General features: G+C 32.6%; 19 protein-coding genes, 1 tRNA gene and 1 other RNA gene. 13 read left to right on the top strand and 8 right to left on the bottom strand.

Features of this window, described 5'->3' with window-relative positions; genetic code table 11:
* The first annotated feature begins 8 nt into the window (after positions 1-8).
* Positions 9-1,052, top strand: coding sequence for a methyltransferase domain-containing protein (locus K5781_RS02130; protein WP_297440244.1), 1,044 nt, complete (start codon positions 9-11; stop codon positions 1,050-1,052).
* Positions 1,053-1,075: 23 nt separating this feature from the next.
* Here the strand turns inward: K5781_RS02130 and tes are convergent, their stop codons facing one another.
* A complete protein-coding gene (gene tes / locus K5781_RS02125) occupies positions 1,076-2,740 on the bottom strand; it encodes a tetraether lipid synthase Tes (RefSeq protein ID WP_297440242.1) in 1,665 nt (554 codons plus the stop codon).
* Between the two features lie 118 nt (positions 2,741-2,858).
* Between tes and K5781_RS02120 the strand changes: the two genes are divergently transcribed.
* From K5781_RS02120 to K5781_RS02110, 3 genes are read left to right on the top strand one after another with little or no spacing between them, the layout of a single operon-like run.
* A complete protein-coding gene (locus K5781_RS02120; RefSeq protein WP_297440240.1) occupies positions 2,859-3,626 on the top strand; it encodes a helix-turn-helix domain-containing protein in 768 nt (255 codons plus the stop codon).
* 1 nt (position 3,627) lies between these two features.
* Positions 3,628-4,086, top strand: a complete 459-nt coding sequence (locus K5781_RS02115) for a metal-dependent transcriptional regulator (protein ID WP_297440238.1) — start codon at positions 3,628-3,630, stop codon at positions 4,084-4,086.
* Between the two features lie 47 nt (positions 4,087-4,133).
* Positions 4,134-4,298, top strand: coding sequence for a hypothetical protein (locus tag K5781_RS02110; protein ID WP_297440237.1), 165 nt, complete (start codon positions 4,134-4,136; stop codon positions 4,296-4,298).
* Here the strand turns inward: K5781_RS02110 and K5781_RS02105 are convergent, their stop codons facing one another.
* On the bottom strand, positions 4,299-4,718 hold the full coding sequence (locus K5781_RS02105) for a secondary thiamine-phosphate synthase enzyme YjbQ (RefSeq protein ID WP_297440235.1): 420 nt from the start codon (positions 4,716-4,718) through the stop codon (positions 4,299-4,301).
* A 171-nt stretch (positions 4,719-4,889) separates the two neighbouring features.
* On the opposite strand from K5781_RS02105, the gene K5781_RS02100 reads away from it, so the two are divergent.
* A complete protein-coding gene (locus K5781_RS02100) occupies positions 4,890-5,306 on the top strand; it encodes a hypothetical protein (RefSeq protein WP_297440863.1) in 417 nt (138 codons plus the stop codon).
* 32 nt (positions 5,307-5,338) lie between these two features.
* On the top strand, positions 5,339-6,391 hold the full coding sequence (locus K5781_RS02095; RefSeq protein ID WP_297440233.1) for an mRNA surveillance protein pelota: 1,053 nt from the start codon (positions 5,339-5,341) through the stop codon (positions 6,389-6,391).
* Here the strand turns inward: K5781_RS02095 and cutA are convergent.
* Positions 6,388-6,699, bottom strand: coding sequence for a divalent-cation tolerance protein CutA (cutA, locus tag K5781_RS02090; RefSeq protein WP_297440232.1), 312 nt, complete (start codon positions 6,697-6,699; stop codon positions 6,388-6,390). The two genes, K5781_RS02095 and cutA, sit on opposite strands and share 4 nt — an antisense overlap.
* A gap of 43 nt (positions 6,700-6,742) precedes the next feature.
* Here cutA and K5781_RS02085 point away from each other — a divergent pair, with 43 nt between their 5' ends.
* The 4 genes from K5781_RS02085 to K5781_RS02070 all read left to right on the top strand — a co-directional run bounded on the left by K5781_RS02085 (position 6,743) and on the right by K5781_RS02070 (position 9,605).
* Positions 6,743-7,939, top strand: coding sequence for a site-2 protease family protein (locus tag K5781_RS02085; protein ID WP_297440230.1), 1,197 nt, complete (start codon positions 6,743-6,745; stop codon positions 7,937-7,939).
* Positions 7,940-7,981: 42 nt separating this feature from the next.
* Entirely contained in the window at positions 7,982-8,896 is a 915-nt protein-coding gene (locus tag K5781_RS02080) for a TIGR00269 family protein (protein ID WP_297440228.1), read from the top strand.
* A gap of 33 nt (positions 8,897-8,929) precedes the next feature.
* Positions 8,930-9,241: signal recognition particle sRNA (gene ffs, locus K5781_RS02075), an RNA gene on the top strand.
* A gap of 31 nt (positions 9,242-9,272) precedes the next feature.
* Positions 9,273-9,605 (top strand): DUF5655 domain-containing protein, encoded by a 333-nt coding sequence (locus K5781_RS02070; RefSeq protein ID WP_297440226.1) that lies wholly within the window; start codon positions 9,273-9,275, stop codon positions 9,603-9,605.
* Here K5781_RS02070 and K5781_RS02065 read toward each other — a convergent pair.
* Together K5781_RS02065 and K5781_RS02060 are read right to left on the bottom strand one after the other, a co-directional pair.
* A complete protein-coding gene (locus tag K5781_RS02065; protein ID WP_297440224.1) occupies positions 9,602-9,880 on the bottom strand; it encodes an acylphosphatase in 279 nt (92 codons plus the stop codon). The two genes, K5781_RS02070 and K5781_RS02065, sit on opposite strands and share 4 nt — an antisense overlap.
* 50 nt (positions 9,881-9,930) lie before the next feature.
* Entirely contained in the window at positions 9,931-10,665 is a 735-nt protein-coding gene (locus K5781_RS02060; protein ID WP_297440222.1) for a 50S ribosomal protein L2, read from the bottom strand.
* Between the two features lie 105 nt (positions 10,666-10,770).
* Between K5781_RS02060 and K5781_RS02055 the strand changes: the two genes are divergently transcribed.
* From K5781_RS02055 to gatE, 3 genes are read left to right on the top strand one after another with little or no spacing between them, the layout of a single operon-like run.
* Positions 10,771-12,957 carry a CDC48 family AAA ATPase gene (locus tag K5781_RS02055; RefSeq protein ID WP_297440221.1) on the top strand — a complete coding sequence of 729 codons (2,187 nt, stop codon included), beginning with the start codon at positions 10,771-10,773 and terminating at the stop codon, positions 12,955-12,957.
* Positions 12,958-12,989: 32 nt separating this feature from the next.
* Positions 12,990-14,279: a Glu-tRNA(Gln) amidotransferase subunit GatD gene (gene gatD / locus K5781_RS02050; protein ID WP_297440219.1), complete on the top strand. Its 1,290-nt coding sequence runs from the start codon at positions 12,990-12,992 to the stop codon at positions 14,277-14,279.
* A gap of 11 nt (positions 14,280-14,290) precedes the next feature.
* Complete coding sequence (gene gatE, locus K5781_RS02045) at positions 14,291-16,198, top strand: Glu-tRNA(Gln) amidotransferase subunit GatE (protein ID WP_297440217.1); 1,908 nt, start codon at positions 14,291-14,293, stop codon at positions 16,196-16,198.
* Between the two features lie 8 nt (positions 16,199-16,206).
* On the opposite strand, the gene K5781_RS02040 is transcribed toward gatE, so the two are convergent.
* The 3 genes from K5781_RS02040 to dnaJ form a co-directional block, all read right to left on the bottom strand.
* Positions 16,207-16,291: transfer RNA gene (locus K5781_RS02040), tRNA-Leu, on the bottom strand.
* Positions 16,292-16,528: 237 nt separating this feature from the next.
* On the bottom strand, positions 16,529-17,068 hold the full coding sequence (locus tag K5781_RS02035; protein WP_297440215.1) for a hypothetical protein: 540 nt from the start codon (positions 17,066-17,068) through the stop codon (positions 16,529-16,531).
* 1 nt (position 17,069) lies between these two features.
* On the bottom strand, positions 17,070-18,125 hold the full coding sequence (dnaJ, locus tag K5781_RS02030) for a molecular chaperone DnaJ (protein ID WP_297440213.1): 1,056 nt from the start codon (positions 18,123-18,125) through the stop codon (positions 17,070-17,072).
* Between the last annotated feature and the right edge of the window lie 144 nt (positions 18,126-18,269).

The following is an 18,269-nucleotide window of genomic DNA, read 5'->3' as shown; positions in this document are numbered from 1 at the left end:
ATTATTTTATGAAAGATTTTCTTGTAGAGCATCTAATTTGTCCAAAATGCTCGAAAAAACTTGTTTTAAAATCTTTGAAGAAAAAGAAAGATGAGATTATTGAAGGAAATTTAATTTGTTTAAATAAACACAAATTTCCAATTAAAGATGGAATTCCAAGGTTAGTTGTCGATACTGCAAAAACTTTTGTGGACACAGAAAATTCTTTTTCTTCAAAATGGAAAAAATACAATAAAACTTATCATACAAAAAACTGGATTAATGGACAAAAAAAATGGTTTTTAGAGAGATTTGGATGGAAAACAACTACGAATTTTAATAAATTTTTGAAGACCAGGACAAAAATTCTTGATGCTGGTACAGGTGTTGGAAATAGTGCAAAACTATTTTCGTCAAATCCTGATGCACAAGTTTTTGCAATTGACGCAAGTGAAAGTGTTCTTTTTGCCTACAAAAAATACGGAAATCTTCCTAACGTTCATTTTCTTCAAGCAGATATTAGAAAACTTCCATTTAAGAAAAATTTCTTTGATTTTATTTGCTCAGATCAGGTTTTACACCATACAAAAGATACAGAAAGTTCATTCAAGATGCTTACAAAACTTCTTGCCAAAAAGGGATTAATTTCAATTTACGTATACAAGATTAAAGGACCTATTAGAGAATTTGCAGATACCTTTATTCGTGAATCTACTGTCAAAATGACTGAAAAACAATGTATTGAGTTATCAAAGGACATGGCAATTTTAGGAAAAAATCTTTCAAAAATTAATAAAAAAATTACCATTCCAAAAGATATTCCGGTTCTAAATATCAAAAAAGGGACATATGATGTTCAGCGATTTATTTATTGGAATTTTTTGAAATGTTGGTGGTCAGGAGATGTTCCATTTGAGCAAAGTGTTGCAACAAACTTTGATTGGTATTTCCCAGAATACGCATACAGGCATTCTGTTAAAGAAGTAAAGAAATGGTTTAAAGATTCAAAACTAAAGATTTCTCACTTTAATGAAATTGAAAGTGGAATTAGTGTAAACGGACAAAAGAATTAAAATTATAAAATAATTTAACCAGTTTACATAGTTGCTTGAGCGGCTTGATGGAACATTTCGCTCTTTGCACATCCTGCTGCAAGTTCATCACCTGCTCCACGTCTCATAAGACCTCTGTATAGACCATCTTCTAATTTGACGCCTTCTCTTTCTTCCCATTCCTCTACAGTGATAGAATATTTCTTTTGAATTCTATCTCTATACCATTCTGGAATCACATTAAATGCACAGAATGGAACTATTCTGAGATCTGGAGTTACATAGTGAATATCACATCTTTGTAATCTTTCAAGGTCTTCATTGTATTTGTCTTGGAAGTGCATCATACCGAGGAATAGTCCCTTGACGTGCCATGAACCAACTGAATCAAATGATCTCTTCATCAAGATATTGCCAAACATCTTTGCTAAATCTAATCCTGCAGGTTGTTTCTTTGTATCAACAAAGCCTTTGAGTTTTCTAACAACTTCAAGCATTGTAAAGTACTTGTTTTTACCAGAACGAATTTCTTCTGCTTTATCTTCAAATAATTCTAACATTCCTTGAATATCACAGAATTTTGTTAATGGAACAAACTTCTTTGTGTCTGCATCTTCAAAGATGTATGTTCCTGCACCACAAGCAAAGTGAATTGATAACTCATATTTTGGTTTGCTTGAGAATGCTTCAATTACATTTGTTAATGGCATACAACTTGGGACTGGGAACCAATCATCAACAGTTACTTCACCGTTAGTTTGCTCTTCAATTCTTTGAACACAATCAGGAACTGTGATTCTGTATTTTTCACGTTCGGATTTACCCATTCTTCCAGTTAGTGATACTGGTTGGAAGTTTACAGCGTGAACTACATCCATATTCTTTTGTGCATATCTGATAATTCCACCTAATTCATGATCATTAATTGATTTGATTACTGTTGGAACAAATACTACTGTAGTACCTGTTTTTCTGCAACTATCAAGCGCATAAGGAATTTCCCAATGGTTTTTTGGATTTGTTCTTGCAGTTACACCATCAAAGGAAAGATACAAGTTGTTACATCCAGCTAGTCTTACCTCTCTTGCAGCTTCTGGATCCATTGCATGTCTGATACCATTTGTATTCATTTGAATATGATCAACGCCTTCTTCTTTCATTATTTTAATAACATCTGCAATATCTTCTCTAAGCATTGGTTCACCACCAGTAATTTGCATAGAATTTCCTGGAATTGGTCTCTCTGCTCTTAGAGTTTTCATCATACCTCTAACTTGAGTATGATCTGGCTCATACATGTAAGCGCCTTCAAGACCTTTCTTAACATAAAAGAAACAATACCAGCATGTTAAATCACATCTGTTAGTTACAATCATGTTTGCCAATCCACTGTGTGATAAGTGGTTTGAGCATAATCCACAGTTGTTTGGACATGAGCATTTGTCAATCATTACGTTTGGAGAATGGGCACCTTTGCCATCCATCCAATATGTACTGAATTTCTTGTACATTTCATAAGAACCAAAGTATAATTCCTCACATTCGCCGTGAGTTGGACAAACTTTTGACATAAACACTTGATTATCTCTCTCAAAGACTTCAGCATCGAGAATCATGTTACAGTCTGGACATATACTTTGAGTAAATCTAATGGTAGATTTTTTGCCTAAATTTTTAGTTGATTGATTGGATATCTGAATTAGTGCCATACCTACATTGGTGACTTTTCTGAATTGGTATATAATGCATTTCCTACTTGCCCCCGTGGGGAATTTAGGAGGTAGGCATACCTGATTTAAATATCAAAACTGATCGACTAGATCGCAGATGAATATATCAGACAAGACACGAAAAGCATTAGAAAAAATTGGTCTTACCAGTTATGAAATCAGAACATTTTCAGCTTTGTTAAAGTCTGGAGAATTAACAGCATCAGATCTTAGTCAAAAATCAGGAGTTCCTTATTCAAAAATCTATGAGGTTTTAGGAACTTTAGAAGAAAAAGGTTGGATTGGTTCAGATGATTCAAGACCAACAAAATATTTTGCAAAATCTCCATCTACAGGTCTTGAGACAACAAAACAAAAAATGGAAACTGATTTTTCACAGAATCAAAATATAATATTAAATGAACTAGTTCCACTCTATGAAAAAAGCGGAACTAGTGAAAGACCAGACATATGGGTATTATCAGGAGCAGTAAACATTGCAGCTAAAATTTTAGAAATGGTTGAAACTTGTAGAAATGAAGTAATGATTGCATTGCCAGAAGCTGGAGTAGAACTTGTTAAACAAGCATTACCAAAACTAAGATCACTTCATGATAAGGGAGTAGACATTACAATTCTTACATCCGATAAGATGGACAAAGAATCAATCAAGGCAATCAAAAGAGTTGCTACTGTGACAATCAAGAAAGGATTGTTTGGAGGAGGCATAATTTCAGATAAAAGATATGTTGTAATTCTATTAGGACCTGAAATCGGAGGATTAAATTCATCAGAAGTTGTTGCAATCTGGGCAGATCATGCGGGTTTGGCAGGATTTGCACGTCAATACTTTGAATATTTATTAAAAGATTCCAAGAAGGTCTAATATGGACTCACTAAATGATGAGAATGAAGAGACTCTCTTTGTAGGGACTGCAGAAGCAGAACATGTTGAGATGTATCTTAAAGCAATTTGGCACATCAAAGAAAGAGGAGAGGATGTAAAAATAAGTACAATTGCAAAAATGCTCAACGTTAGGCAACCTAGTGTAGTTCAAATGCTCAAAAAACTTAATGTAAAAAATCTTGTAAATTACAACAAAGCAGGAGTAAGATTAACAGAAGATGGTGAAAGAATTGGAGCAAGTATGATGCGAAACAGTAGATTATTAGAAGTTCTTATGGATAGTGCACTCAAAGTAGAAATTGATGAGGAAATGGTTTGTGGAATTGAACATCATATGAATAAACAGTTTACAGATGCACTTTGTGTAATGTTAAAACATCCAAGAAAATGTCCGCATGATCACGAAATCCCAATGGGTGAATGTTGTAAATCAGCATAAACAAAACACAACCCAAAAGATATATCATCATAAAATAACATTCAATCATGGCATGCTTCTGTGGCTGTGAGATATATGAAAAAAATGAAGATGGATTCAAAATTGCATGTGTAAAATGTGGACATGGACCACAAAACCATAATGATGAATTCAGAGATGCAGCAAGAAAGAATGAATCACAAAGTCAAAAACGTGATGCAGACTTTGGATAATTATTCGCCAATGATTTTAACTAAAACTCTTTTTGGTCTTTTTCCGTCAAATTCACCATAAAAAATTTCTTCCCAGGGTCCAAAATCTAATTCACCATCAGTAATTGCTACTACAACTTCTCTGCCCATTACTTGTCGTTTAAGATGTGCATCGGCGTTATCTTCACCAGTTTTGTTATGATCATATTGAGATGTAGGTGCGTGAGGAGCTAATCCTTCTAACCATTTTTCATAATCATGTAGTAACCCACCTTCATTATCGTTAATGAAAACACTTGCTGTGATATGCATTGCATTTACAAGACAAAGACCTTCTTTGACTTTACTTTTGATAACTAAACTTTTCACATCGTTTGTAATGTTGACAAAGGCTCTTCTTGTTTTGACTTCAAATGTCAGATATTCAGTTAGAGATTTCATGTTTTGTTTATGGTCAGCATTAATTAAAATCCTAAGGCAGGCTCAGAACTCAAGATCCTCATCATCAATCAAAGGGATAGGTACATCATGGCCTGCAAGGCATATTTTAAGCAGATTCCTATTGAGTCTTTCAAGAAGCTTGATAAATGGCTAAAAGTTCAATCATTCAAAATGGTTACAATAGACACTCCTGCATCATTAGAAAGTTTTAGAAGATTTGTCATATCTAGTACTTGTAAATCCTATGCACCAAGAGCTTATTTAGAAGATTTTGAGGTGTTTGCAGAAAGAGAAGATAGCTTGGGAGCAATTTATGTCGAAGCTGCTGATAAAGTTACTTTGAAAAAAATTAGAGACATTACATTTGTGAATGCAAAAGACATCTTGGGTATTATCTATAATTCAAAAAGTGGAAACACTTCTCTAAAATGGAGACAAATCAGAAGAAACAATGGCAAAGTTATAGGAGAAGCATCTGCAAATTCTTTAACAAATTTGTCTGAATCAGGAGTTCTCACTTTAGAATGGGTTGAGAATTATCTGAAAAAGAAATCTCAAGAAACAAAACCAGAAGAAACGACAAGTTAAACTCTTTTCTTTTTCTAAATTAGAATATTATTATGATTACAAAGGAAATAGATGAAAATTCAATTTCAGTGATTCCAGAAGATTCAGAGGATCTTTTGAATTTACGACGTATAATTAAAGAAAATGACAAAGTTATTGGTGATACTACAAGAGTTCTAAAACAAGACAAAGACTATTCAAGACCAGATAAAGGAGAGAGAATCAAAGTTAGAGTTGCATTATCAGTAGAAAAGATTTCACTCGATGATGTGTTAGATAGATTAAGAGTAGGAGGTACAATTTCTGAATCAAGTAATGAATCAGTTCCGCATGGTTCACATCATTCTTTTATCTTAAAGCTAAATGATGGTATTACAATTTCAAAGAAAAAATGGTTACCAATAGAAAAAAAACTTTTAGAATCAAGTAATAATCAGATTAGTTTTGTTTTAGTTGCAATTGATACAAGTGATAGTGGAATTGCAAGATTAAGAGGTACACATTTAGAATTTATGCCAAATATCTACTCTGGTTCTGGTGGAAAAAGATACAAAACAAATTTCAATATTGAGAAATTCTTTGATCAAGTGTTGCAGGCCATATCAACAATTTTCAAAGAAGGAGATACAATAATAATTTTTGGTCCTGGAGAAACAAAAAAAAGGTTTGGGAATTTTATTGAAAAGTCACAAAAACTTCAAAAATATAAAATTCAAGTTGTAGAAGGAATTGACTCAGGAGGAGAAGATGGAATATATACATTTACAAAATCTCAAACAATGCAAGAAATAATGTCTGATAGCAAACTGGCTAAGGCATCATCAATAATTGACGAGGTAATGATTCTTGCAAAAAAAACAAGTAGGAAATTTACTATGGGGTATGATGAAACCTTTAATGCAAATGAAGTAGGAGCAGTTGAATCATTAGTATTTTCAGATAAAATCATTCAAGAAAATGATGAACAGAAAGTAATGGACTTTCTAAATGATGCTGAAACAAAAGGAGTAAAAATTTTCAGTGTTGATTCATCTACGGATATCGGTCTTAGAGTTTCAGGATTAGGTGGAATTGTATCATTGTTACGATATGCAGTAGAATCCTAATTGGTGGAATCTACCAACCAATTCATGTATGACTGATTAATTGAACTAACATCAATTTCAGCTATTTCAGGAACATCATATGGATGAGTTTCTTTAATTTTATTTTTTAACTTTGTTTTGTTTTTGTTAATTGTTTTGAATATAGCTAGATATTCTGAAGAGTTTTCGATTTTTCCTTTCCAAGAGTAAATTGATGAAATTTTAGAAATATTTACACATGCTACAATTTTGTTTGATACAAGTTCATTAGCAATTTTAGAAATTGATTTTTTATTAGGATAAGTTGAGATTATGATTACTGGTTTCATAGTAAACGATAAATGTCCGTACCTTAAAAAATTAACAATTAGTTTGGAACTTGATTTTATTACTCAAAATTCGATTATCTATGTCTTAATGGCTTGGGTAGTTATTGTCATAATTGCAAAAGCACTAAAGTTTGAAAAATATGGTTTTGAGATAAAGGCATACAGTCTAGTATACAAGAATAAAGGAGTAAATGAAGTTCTCTTAAAATTACTTAGTAGAACAAAAAGAGGGATTAGAGTGTTTGCAGATACGAGTGTAATTGCAGGTTTTATTATGATGGGATTTGCATTCTGGTTTTTGCTCAATAATGTTTCAAACTTTTTTGTAGCACAATCAGAATTCTCAGAATTAACGGTTCTTATTCCTGGAGTTACACTGACATCAGCATCATCTATTACTTACTTTCTATTATCAATTCCAATTGTACTAGTAATTCATGAAGGGGCACATGGAATTGTTGCGGCATTAGAAAAAATAAAAATCAAAACAGGAGGGTTTGCTATTTTTATCGCAATGTTTGCAGGATTTGTAGAACCAGATGAAGAAGAATTTGATAAAGCCAAAAAAATTTCCAAATTAAGAGTAATTGGAGCAGGAGCTACATCAAATGTAATGTTTGCATTTGTGTTAGGAGCTATTTTATTAACAAATCCATTCTTTGCAATGGTTTTACCTGAGCCGTTACTTAGTGCATTTTATGAACTTCCAGAAGGAGTTTTGATACTTTCAATAATTGAAAACTCAGGTGCAGAACAAGCAGGATTACTTGCAAATGATATCATCACATCGATTAATGACATACCGATATTCAGTCCAGTCGACTTTCCGGTTTTGAGTCCAGGTGATACTGCAAGTGTTTCTGTAATCAGAGATGGTCAACCATTAAATTTTGGTGTAGAGATAATGGCTTCGCCTGAAGATCCTGAAAGAGGATTAATTGGAATTATGAGAGATAACACATTTGCATACAAACCTATAATGAATTTCATCGAATGGAATGATCCTAACGTATCGATGTTCTTGTTATGGCTCTGGATGATTTCGTTTTTTATAGGTATTATCAACATGCTCCCATTACCAATTTTGGATGGAGGAAAATTCATTCACACAATTATCGATAAGAGAATTTCAGACAAATCAGTAAATATTGTCATGTGGGGAATCTATGCATTCACTTTTGCTCTATTTGGCCTTAACATTGCTTTATCGTATTTAAAATCAGGATGGTTTACAATCTAAAAATACCTAAAGAATCATTAATGAAAAAAGATGGTTCATCTTATGAATTGTGACAGATGTAAAAACCCACCTGCATATACAAGAAAATATTCAGGTGAAAAGCTTTGTTCACAATGTTTTTCAAAATCAATTGTGAGAAAAACTGCTAAAACTATTTCAAAATATAATATGATAAAACATAATGAATTAGTGGCAGTTGCAGTTTCAGGAGGAAAAGATTCTCTTGCTTTGTTGAAAATTATTAACGAAATGGCATTAACTCATAGTTTTAGAATTAAAGCAATTACTATAGATGAAGGAATTCCAGGGTATAGAAATGAAGCATTAGATATTGTTGAAAAATTTTGTAAAGAACTTAATGTTGAACATAAAGTCTATTCTTACAAAGATCTTTTTGAACTAACACTAGATGAAGCATTAGATCTACGTGAAAGTGAAAAAACTTCATCATGTTCAATATGCGGAACCTTAAGAAGAAGAGCTATTGATTATGCAGCAAAGGATATAGGGGCAGATGTGATTGCAACGGGTCACAATCTAGATGACACATTACAAACGTTTGTGATAAACATGTTATCTGGAGATACGACTAAAATTGGATGGATGGATCCTGATACTTCTACAAACTCTTTAAGAAAAATAAAACCGTTTTGTGAGATTTATGAATCTGAAATAGTTTTTTATGCATTTACAAATGACATGCCATTTCAATCAGAACCATGTCCACACATGAATGAAGGAATTAGAACTGAGATTCGTGAATTTTTGAATTCGTTAGAAAATCAACATAGCGGAATTAAAAATAATTTGTATCAATCAATTCTTAAAATATCACAAGTTGTAAAAAATTCAAACACAAAAGAAAAAACAAAATGTGAAAAATGTGGAAATGAATGTACAGGTAATGTATGCTCAGTTTGTAGTGTAGTTTTAAAACTAAAAGAAAATCAAACCTAATGCAAATATAACATACTTTCTAAGGAAAAATGGTAGTAGGTAGGATCAGGGTGCCAGCCGTGCCCTATTCTGAAACCGGCTATATGCAGAGATCAGCAACTGTTGGGTAAATCTCTAGAAGGGTAATTCCCGCTTGGTGTGCGGAAATGAAATCACGCCGAGGCGGGTGGTTGCAGGACTAGAAATATCCGAAGGGATAACTTCTAAGACCGAACCATCGAAAGGGATGAGGTCCGGGAGGGAGCAATCCTAAGGTGGAGCATCCACGCTTCCTCGTCAACGTGGCGGATCTTGTACGCCTTGAAATGGGGCTATTCGTCTAGACTGGAACCAGCAGATCTACTACCTTTATAATTAAAATAAAATTTTTCAATTTGTGGAAGGAATAATCTCATTTGGTAACAAAAGAAATTATCAAGAATTTAAAAAACAAATTCCTAGTCATGTATTGCCATTATTTGATGCAATAAGAGAATTTTGCTTTTCGTTAGGAGACAAAGTGGTAGAAGATGTAAGAATGCACAGAGTGGTTTTTTGTAAATCTATGACATTCAGATGGTTCCTAGATGTAGAACCTGTAAGAGATGGCATAATAATTAAAGTTCAACGAAGCAGAAAAGAACCAGTTAAAATAATTCAAGTTAAAAAAGATCAAGATATTTCAGAGTTTTCTGAGATCATTAAAGATGCATTTTATGAAATTCACTAATACAATACATCAAATTTTGAGAATTCTCCTATAAATTTCTCATTTCGAATTTCTACATCTTCAACTCTTGCGTTGGCTGGACCTCCATGAGCCCATTCAATTAATCTACTGATTTTTTCTACATCTCCTTCCAGAACAGCTTCGACTCTACCATCATCAAGATTTTTTACCCAACCAAAAATATTGTTTTTCTTTGCCATTACTTTGAGCGTTTGACGGAAAAAAACACCTTGTACCTTCCCAGTTACAAAAAGTCTAACTCGTTGATCTGACACTACAACAATAATTAATTGGGCTATTAATCAATTTTAGGTTAAAGTAAAAACTACTTTCTTTCTTTGATTCTTGCTCTGCCGGTCTTTCTTGCAGCAATACTACCTACCTTAGCACCTGGAGGAGCATCTCTTGAAACTGTAGAACTTTGTCCAACATGTTGATGACGTCCACCACCGTGTGGGTGTACATATGCTGCTTGAGCAACACCTCTAACAATTGGATATTTCTTTCCTTTAGCTTTAAAACTACGCCATTTGTTACCTGCGCTCATAAAGTGACGTTCACTTGCACCACCACCTGCAAGAGTACCAATCATAGCTCTGTTTTTAGGATTCAAAGTAGTAAATTTTCCAGATGGGAGTTTGACTGTTACACCATCATCACCATGTGAAAATACGGTTGCATTTGTTCCTGCAGATTTTACTATAGCTCCACCATCACCAAAGTGTTTTTCAATATTACAAACAATGGTTCCATCAGGAATATTTTGAACACTAATGACATTACCTTGTTCGATATTTGATTTTAATCCAAATTGTAAAGTTGAACCAACTGTAGTTCCTAGAACTGCAGGTACAAATGAAACAGAGCCATCTTCAAATCTAACTTTTGCTAAAGGTGCTTCTCTCCCACGTTCATGTATAAGATCAATAATTTTTCCCTCGTGTTGTTCTGCTAGTGGAAAACGTGGATAATTTGCTTTTACTCCTACTTTACCAGTAGATGTAGATCTAAATTGATTGCCTCCACGGCCTCGTCTTCTAACTAATGGTCTCTTACCCAAGTTGATCGTTTCCTACCTAAAGAGAATTTTAAGCTTGTGGTATTCTTACTGTAAGTTATGGAAATTACCACAAAGGTATAAAAATTAGAATTGAGGCCATTGTATATGAGTCAAAATGCACTATCTCTCAAAGTTCTTGAAGCATATACTAGAGATGTAGGAAGAGGAGTAGCAAGAATTGATTATGATTCTATGGATACGTTAAATGCCTCCACAGGCGATGTTATTGAAATTAAAGGTAAAAGAAGAACTGTAGCAAAATGTCTTCCACTTTATCCATCTGATGAAGGTAAAGGAATAATCAGAATTGACGGACTTGGAAGAAATAATTCAGGAATTGCTATTGGTGATACAATATCTGTAAGAAAAATTAAAGCAGTAGCTGCTGAAAAAGTAGTAGTTGCTCCATTAGAAGCAATCCCACCTATTGATGAAAGATATCTTGCAGATGCCTTAGAAAGTGTTCCTTTGATTAAAGGAGATAATGTAATGGTCCCATACTTTGGTGGACGTCTAACTTTCCAAGTTATTGGTGTGAATCCATCAGCTGATGCTGTTTTGGTTACTCAAAAAACAGTTTTCCATATTGCAGAAAAAGGTGAAACATTACGTGGAGTTCCACAAGTAACCTATGAAGATATTGGTGGAATTCACAATGAGATTAAAAAAGTAAGAGAGATGATTGAGCTTCCATTAAGACATCCAGAAATATTTGAAAAATTAGGAATTGAAGCTCCAAAAGGAGTTTTGTTATACGGTCCACCTGGTACAGGTAAGACACTTCTTGCAAAAGCAGTTGCAAATGAGAGTAATGCACATTTTATTAGTATTTCAGGTCCAGAAATTATGAGTAAATTCTATGGTGAAAGTGAAGCAAGATTAAGAGAAATTTTCAAAGAGGCAAGGGAAAAAGCACCATCAATAATTTTTGTGGATGAAATTGATTCTATTGCTCCAAAAAGAGAAGAGGTTACTGGAGAAGTTGAAAGAAGAGTTGTTTCTCAAATGTTGTCATTAATGGATGGATTAGAGGCAAGAGGTAAAGTAATTGTAATTTCAGCAACCAACAGACCCAATGCAATTGATCCTGCATTAAGAAGACCAGGAAGATTTGATAGAGAAATAGAAATTAAAGTGCCAGATAAAAAAGGAAGAAAAGACATACTTGCAATTCACAGTAGAAACATGCCTTTGGGTGAAGATGTAAATCTTGATAAAATTTCATCAGTTAGTCACGGGTATGTTGGTGCAGACTTGGAATATCTTTGTAAAGAGGCTGCTATGAAATGTTTAAGAAGATTACTACCTGTTTTGAATTTAGAAGAAGAAAAACTTCCTCCTGAAACATTAGACAAACTAATTGTAAATCATGAAGATTTCCAGAAAGCTTTGATCGAAGTCACTCCATCAGGCATGAGAGAAGTTTTCATTGAGAATCCAGATGTCAAATGGGAAGATGTTGGTGGTTTAGAAGATGTTAAACGAGAACTACAAGAAGCAGTTGAATGGCCAATGAAATATCCAGGTCTTTATGATAAACTTGGACACAATATGCCAAGAGGAATATTGTTACACGGTCCAAGTGGTACTGGTAAAACTCTACTTGCAAAGGCAGTAGCTACTCAAAGTGAAGCAAACTTTGTTTCTGTAAGAGGTCCTGAACTTTTATCAAAATGGGTAGGAGAATCAGAAAGGGGAATTAGAGAAATTTTCAAACGTGCACGTCAATCTTCGCCATGTGTAGTATTCTTTGATGAAATTGATTCAATTGCTCCAATTAGAGGAGCTGGTGGCGAAACTGCAGTAACTGAAAGAGTAGTCAGTCAACTATTGACAGAATTAGATGGAATGGAAAATATGCACGGTGTCATTGTATTAGCAGCAACTAACAGAGCAGACATGATTGATCCAGCATTATTAAGACCAGGAAGATTTGATAAAATTATTCAAATTCCACTTCCAGATAAAGAAAGTAGAAAGAGTATCTTGAAAATTAATGCAGCCAAGATTCCAACTATAAGTGAAGAAAATGATCCAAAACATGTTGATTTTGATAAACTTGCTGAAATAACTGACGGACTTAGTGGTGCAGATACTGCATCTATTGCAAATACTGCAGTATCATTAGTTATTCACGAATTCCTAGATTCACATCCAGATGTTAAGGATATTGAGAAGACCTCAATTGATGCTAAAGTTACTATGAAACACTTTGAAGAAGCAGTAAAGAAAGTTAGAGAACAAAAAGACCTTAAGATGGGAGAAAAACTAGTAGCTTCCTATTACAGGTAGTTTTAATTAAATAACAAATCTAATTCTCATAAATGTCAGAATACACAGGGTATGATGGAAATTCATTAGAATTTTTAAAGAAAAATCAAGTTGTAATTGGTGATTCTGTAAAAATTTTAGCTGATATTACTTATTCAGGCATTATTATGCCAAGATATGAACACAGTGATGATAAACATATTGTTTTAAAATTAAAAAGTGGATACAATATAGGTTTAGAAATTACCAAGATAGAAAAAATAGAAAAAAATCCAACTAAAGAAGTAATTATTGAAAAAGATAGTAAAATAGAAAAAAATGAAAAATTACCAAATATTTTGCTTTTATCAACAGGAGGTACAATTGCTAGTAAAATTGATTACAGAACAGGTGCAGTAACACCTGTATTAACAGCTGAAGAATTGAATTCTTCAGTTCCAGAGCTTGCAAAGATTGCAAACATAGAAGCCAAAGTACTATTTTCAGAATATTCAGAAAACATCGTACCAGAACATTGGCTAAAAATTGCTGAAGAGATTAAACAATATTCTAAATCAGATTACTCTGGAATCATTATTGCACATGGAACAGATACTATGCACTATACTTCTTCATATCTTTCATTTTCATTGGCAGGATTTCCAATACCGATTGCTTTAGTAGGTTCACAAAGATCCTCAGATCGTGCATCATCAGATGCTGCATTGAATTTAATTGGAGCTACAAAATTTCTAACTGAATGTAATACAAATGGAATATACATTGTAATGCATCAAGATGAAAATGATGAAACAATTGCATGTCATATAGGAACTAGAGTTAGAAAAAACCATACAAGCAAAAGAGGGGCATTCCAAACAATGGGGGATGATCCTGCATTTTTAGTTGTGAATAATAAAATTCATAACAATATGAAAACAGATTATTTTTCAGCTCAGGAATTTAATCCCCAAATAAAAATAAATGAAAAAGTGGCACTGGTTAAATATCATCCAGGGTATGAACCATCTTTGTTAAAAAATATAATAGATTCAAACTATAAAGCAATAATTTTTGAAGGTACTGGATTAGGTCATATTGGAAAAAATATGTACTCAATAGTAAAAATTGCAAAAGAAAAAGGGATCTTTATGGGAATGACTTCACAGTGTATTGATGGAAGAGTTAGAATGACAGTTTATGAAAGTGGTAGAGATTTGCTTAATTTAGGAATAATTCCATTAGAAAACATGATTCCTGAAACGGCATTAGTCAAAGCAATGTGGGTAACTGGAAATACTGAAAAAATGGATGAAATCAAGGAATTCATGCTTGATAGAATCGCATCTGAATTTTCAATATAGGAGGAGACAATATGGAAAAATTTTCGATTAATGATGTAGGTGTCAAAGTAGGATTGGAAATTCATCAGCAATTATCAACTAATAAGAAATTATTTTGCAATTGTACTCCTATTGAATCAGATGAATATTCCATTAAATTTCAAAGAAAATTACGAGTATCTAAAAGTGAATTAGGGGAATTTGATCCTGCGGCATTGTTTGAAAGTACAAAATCAAAAACTATAATGTATTATGCAAATAATCAGAGTAGTTGTTTAGTAGAGCAGGATGAAGAACCTCCTCATGAATTAGATGAAGATGCAAAAAATATTGCATTAATAATTTCATCTGCTTTAAAATCAAATATTTTTAGTGAGATATATCCTATGAGAAAAACAGTGATTGATGGTTCAAACACTACCGGATTTCAACGCACTATGTTAATTTCACAAGGAGGATATTTTTATGCAGGGAAAATAAAGATAGGAATTCAATCGGTGTGTTTGGAAGAAGATGCAGCGAAAATTTTGGGTGAAGAAGGTTCTGTAAGGAAGTTTGGTTTAGAGCGTTTAGGGGTTCCCTTAGTTGAAATTGCAACGGAGCCTTTTGAAGTAGAATCATCAGAGATTAAAAAAATTGCATTATCTTTAGGAAGAATTTTGAGAAGTACAAAAAAGGTAAAGAGAGGTTTAGGATCAATTAGGCAAGATGTTAATGTTTCAATTAAAGAAGGAAGAGGCATAGTAATTGAGGTAAAGGGAGTACAGCAATTAGATCAATTAGAAAAAGTTGTTGAATATGAAGCAAAAAGACAACACGGTTTGCTTAAAATTTCAAATAAAATTCAAGAAAAAGATTGGAAATTTTATGATGAAGACAGAAATGACATTACCGAATTATTTTCAAAATGTAAATCAAAAATTATTCAAAATGCCATTAAGAAAAATCACAAGATAGTTGAAATATCTTTTAAAAATATGGTTGGGATTTTTGGATATTCACCATATGAAGGTATTAGATTAGGGAAAGAAATAGCAGAATTAGTAAGATTTTTTGGAATTGGTGGAGTGTTTCATTCAGATGAATTACCAAATTACGGAGTAGAAGAAACAGATCTGAACGAGTTAAAGAAATATACTGGAATTAAAGAAAATGATGCTTTTTTGATTTTAGCTTCACCTCAAGAAAAAATTCAAACTATTATAGATCAGATTGTTTTAAGAATTGAACATATTAGAGATAACGGTATTCCAATAGATACTAGACTAGCTACTCAAGCAGGAGAAACAAAATTTCTCAGACCAAGACCAGGTGCAGCAAGAATGTATCCTGAAACTGACATTCCTCCAATAATTATTACACAAGAAGAAATATCAGAATCTCAAAAAAATATACCAAAATCATGGGATGAATCTATTAAAGAATTAGAAACAAAATATGGTATTAATCAACAACTTGCAGAGCAAATTTTTGATTCAAAATATTATGTATTATTTGAAAAAATTATTAAGGAAAGTAAAATCAATGCCACATTTGTAGCATCAATTCTTTGTTCTTCAATTACAAATTTAGAAAGAAGTGGATTAAATTCTAATTTATTGCAGGATGAAGAAATTTTTAAAATATTTCAGCTGTTAGAAAAAGGAAAAATTGCAAAAGAATCAATTGAAATAGTTTTTGAAAATATAATGGCAGGAAAATCCAAAACTGTTCAAGAAGCTATGCAAAATACTTCAATTCAATCAATCAACGAAGATGATCTAGAGAAAATTATTGAAAATATTGTAGATAAAAATAAAGAACTAATAAAAAACCAAAAAGAAAGAGCAATTGGACCATTAATGGGGATTGTAATGAAAGAACTAAGAGGTAAAGCTTCTGGTGAAACAATTAACAATCTACTTTTAAAAAATATCAAGAAGAAAATAGAAAATCTTTAGAAAATAGATGCGGGAAGTGGGATTTGAACCCACGAACTCCTAGAAGATAAGGATCTGAACCTTACACCGTTGACCAGGCTGGGTGACTCCCGCATTGAAAAAATTTGAAAGCTAGAATAAGTTTCTTTATTATACTAAAACATCAAATACAAAATGAACTAGTGAGAAAATGGAATTTAGAGAAGTTTATTGCTTAAATTGTAAAAAAGTACTAGGTAGATACAATACCAAATTCTATAATGAAGATAAAATTGGTGAATTAATGAACACTACTCATTCTACACATATTAGAAATGGTCATCAAGTAAATATTCGAAAATTTGAAAAAAATTAATGAAATTTTATTTTTTCAATTACCTCAGTAAGATTGGAAACTCGCTGAATTTGATTATTGTGAATATGTTGATTCCATGGTTGTGAATACAAAAATACTTTTTTATTATTTTCAAGAAATTTTTCTGCATTTAGAGGAGAATCATCAATAAATACATCATAATTCAGATCAGCTTTCATTGGACCGTCAATTACAGAAACATAGTTGTCATAAGATACATCATGATGATCCAACCATGATTTTACAAAGGAATTAGTCGAATGTTCTCTGGCAGTAACAATATCAACTTGACCAATATTAGAAAGAGATTTTGTAAGGGATGACAGATTTTCTTCAGTTGCAGGAATAGATATCCAATTTTTCCAACAAGAACTTAATTCAGAATAAAAGTCAAAAGGATCTATTTTGAATTCTTTCCAAAATTCCCAATTTGTAATTTGATATTTATCAATTTTTGGCCTAATAGAATTATTGTAATTTATCCATGAAATTATCACATCTGCAAGTACACCATCAACATCTAATGCAATTTTCATTTTAGTCGTTAGATTTTCTAAATTCATCTAAAAGATTCTTTTGATGTTTGTTGAGTTTTTTTGGTACGTTTACAACAACTCTAACAAATTGATCGCCTTTTCCTCTAGAATTTATGTGAGATACACCCTTTCCTTTTAATTTGATAATAGTATTGGGTTGACTTCCGGCATCAATTTTGATTTTTTCAGTTCCCTCTAAAGTAGGAACAACAATTTCACAGCCTAAAGCTGCATCAATCATAGATACATCATGATCATAAAAAATATCTTTTCCATCTCGATTAAATTTTGAATGAGGTTGTACACGTACTCTTACAATAAGATCTCCATTTATTCCATCTGGAATTTCGTTACCTTCTCCAGAAACAGTATAATCTCCAGAATCAATACCAGGAGGAATATCAAATGTTATAGTTTTAGAACCTTTCTTCATTCCTTGTCCTTTACATTCCTTACAAGGTGTTTCAATAATAGAACCTTGACCTCTACATGCTGAACATGGTGCAGCTGTTACAAAAGATGCAAATCCCATGTTACGAGTTTGTCTTACCTGACCTTGTCCATGACATGTATCACAAGTTTTTTTATTGGTTCCCGGTTTTGCTCCAGAACCATTACAAACATCACATTGGATTTGTTTTTGTAAATTAATTTCCATTTTTTTCCCATGTAGAACATCTTCTAATGTTACATGAGTTTCATATAGAAGATCAGAACCTCTTTGTTGTTGATTAAAACCAAAACCACCACCACGACCAAAAATAGATTCGAAAATTGAATCAAATCCACCTCCTTGTGCTCCTTGAAAAATATCCTCACTAGAATATCTTCCATCAACTCCAGCATGGCCATGTTGATCATAGATTTGTTTTTTTTCAGGATCTGAAAGAACAGCATATGCTTCAGAAATTTCTTTAAAATGTTCTGCTGCTTCAGAAGATTTGTTTCGATCAGGGTGAAATTTTAAGGCTAATTTTCTATATTGTTGTTTAATTTCATCAGGAGGAGATGTTTTACTTACACCTAAAACTTCATAATAATCACGTTTTGCAGCCATAATTCATCCTTAATCATAATTTCAGTATAAATGATTGAATTGAAATTTAGTTAGATTTGGTATCATCAGATGAAGATGATTCATTAGTCTGTCCTTCAGCACCTTGTTGTCCTTCAGCACCTTGTTGTCCTTCAGCACCTTGTT

This window comes from Nitrosopumilus sp., from assembly GCF_025699255.1.
Taxonomy (GTDB): Archaea; Thermoproteota; Nitrososphaeria; order Nitrososphaerales; family Nitrosopumilaceae; genus Nitrosopumilus.
The sequence above is the reverse complement of the archived record's forward strand: the minus strand, read 5'-3'. Positions and strand labels throughout refer to the sequence as shown.

Excerpts from the sequence above, each read along its gene's own strand:
- K5781_RS02035 (WP_297440215.1), bottom strand. The coding sequence starts at position 17,068 with ATGAAAATTGCATTAGATGTTGATGGTGTACTTGCAGATGTGATAATT.
- gatD (WP_297440219.1), top strand. The coding sequence starts at position 12,990 with ATGTCAGAATACACAGGGTATGATGGAAATTCATTAGAATTTTTAAAG.
- K5781_RS02115 (WP_297440238.1), top strand. The coding sequence starts at position 3,628 with ATGGACTCACTAAATGATGAGAATGAAGAGACTCTCTTTGTAGGGACT.
- cutA (WP_297440232.1), bottom strand. The coding sequence starts at position 6,699 with ATGAAACCAGTAATCATAATCTCAACTTATCCTAATAAAAAATCAATT.
- K5781_RS02120 (WP_297440240.1), top strand. The coding sequence starts at position 2,859 with ATGAATATATCAGACAAGACACGAAAAGCATTAGAAAAAATTGGTCTT.
- gatE (WP_297440217.1), top strand. The coding sequence starts at position 14,291 with ATGGAAAAATTTTCGATTAATGATGTAGGTGTCAAAGTAGGATTGGAA.
- K5781_RS02055 (WP_297440221.1), top strand. The coding sequence starts at position 10,771 with ATGAGTCAAAATGCACTATCTCTCAAAGTTCTTGAAGCATATACTAGA.
- K5781_RS02100 (WP_297440863.1), top strand. The coding sequence starts at position 4,890 with ATGGTTACAATAGACACTCCTGCATCATTAGAAAGTTTTAGAAGATTT.
- K5781_RS02110 (WP_297440237.1), top strand. The coding sequence starts at position 4,134 with ATGGCATGCTTCTGTGGCTGTGAGATATATGAAAAAAATGAAGATGGA.
- dnaJ (WP_297440213.1), bottom strand. The coding sequence starts at position 18,125 with ATGGCTGCAAAACGTGATTATTATGAAGTTTTAGGTGTAAGTAAAACA.
- K5781_RS02105 (WP_297440235.1), bottom strand. The coding sequence starts at position 4,718 with ATGAAATCTCTAACTGAATATCTGACATTTGAAGTCAAAACAAGAAGA.
- K5781_RS02095 (WP_297440233.1), top strand. The coding sequence starts at position 5,339 with ATGATTACAAAGGAAATAGATGAAAATTCAATTTCAGTGATTCCAGAA.
- tes (WP_297440242.1), bottom strand. The coding sequence starts at position 2,740 with ATGGCACTAATTCAGATATCCAATCAATCAACTAAAAATTTAGGCAAA.
- K5781_RS02080 (WP_297440228.1), top strand. The coding sequence starts at position 7,982 with ATGAATTGTGACAGATGTAAAAACCCACCTGCATATACAAGAAAATAT.
- K5781_RS02130 (WP_297440244.1), top strand. The coding sequence starts at position 9 with ATGAAAGATTTTCTTGTAGAGCATCTAATTTGTCCAAAATGCTCGAAA.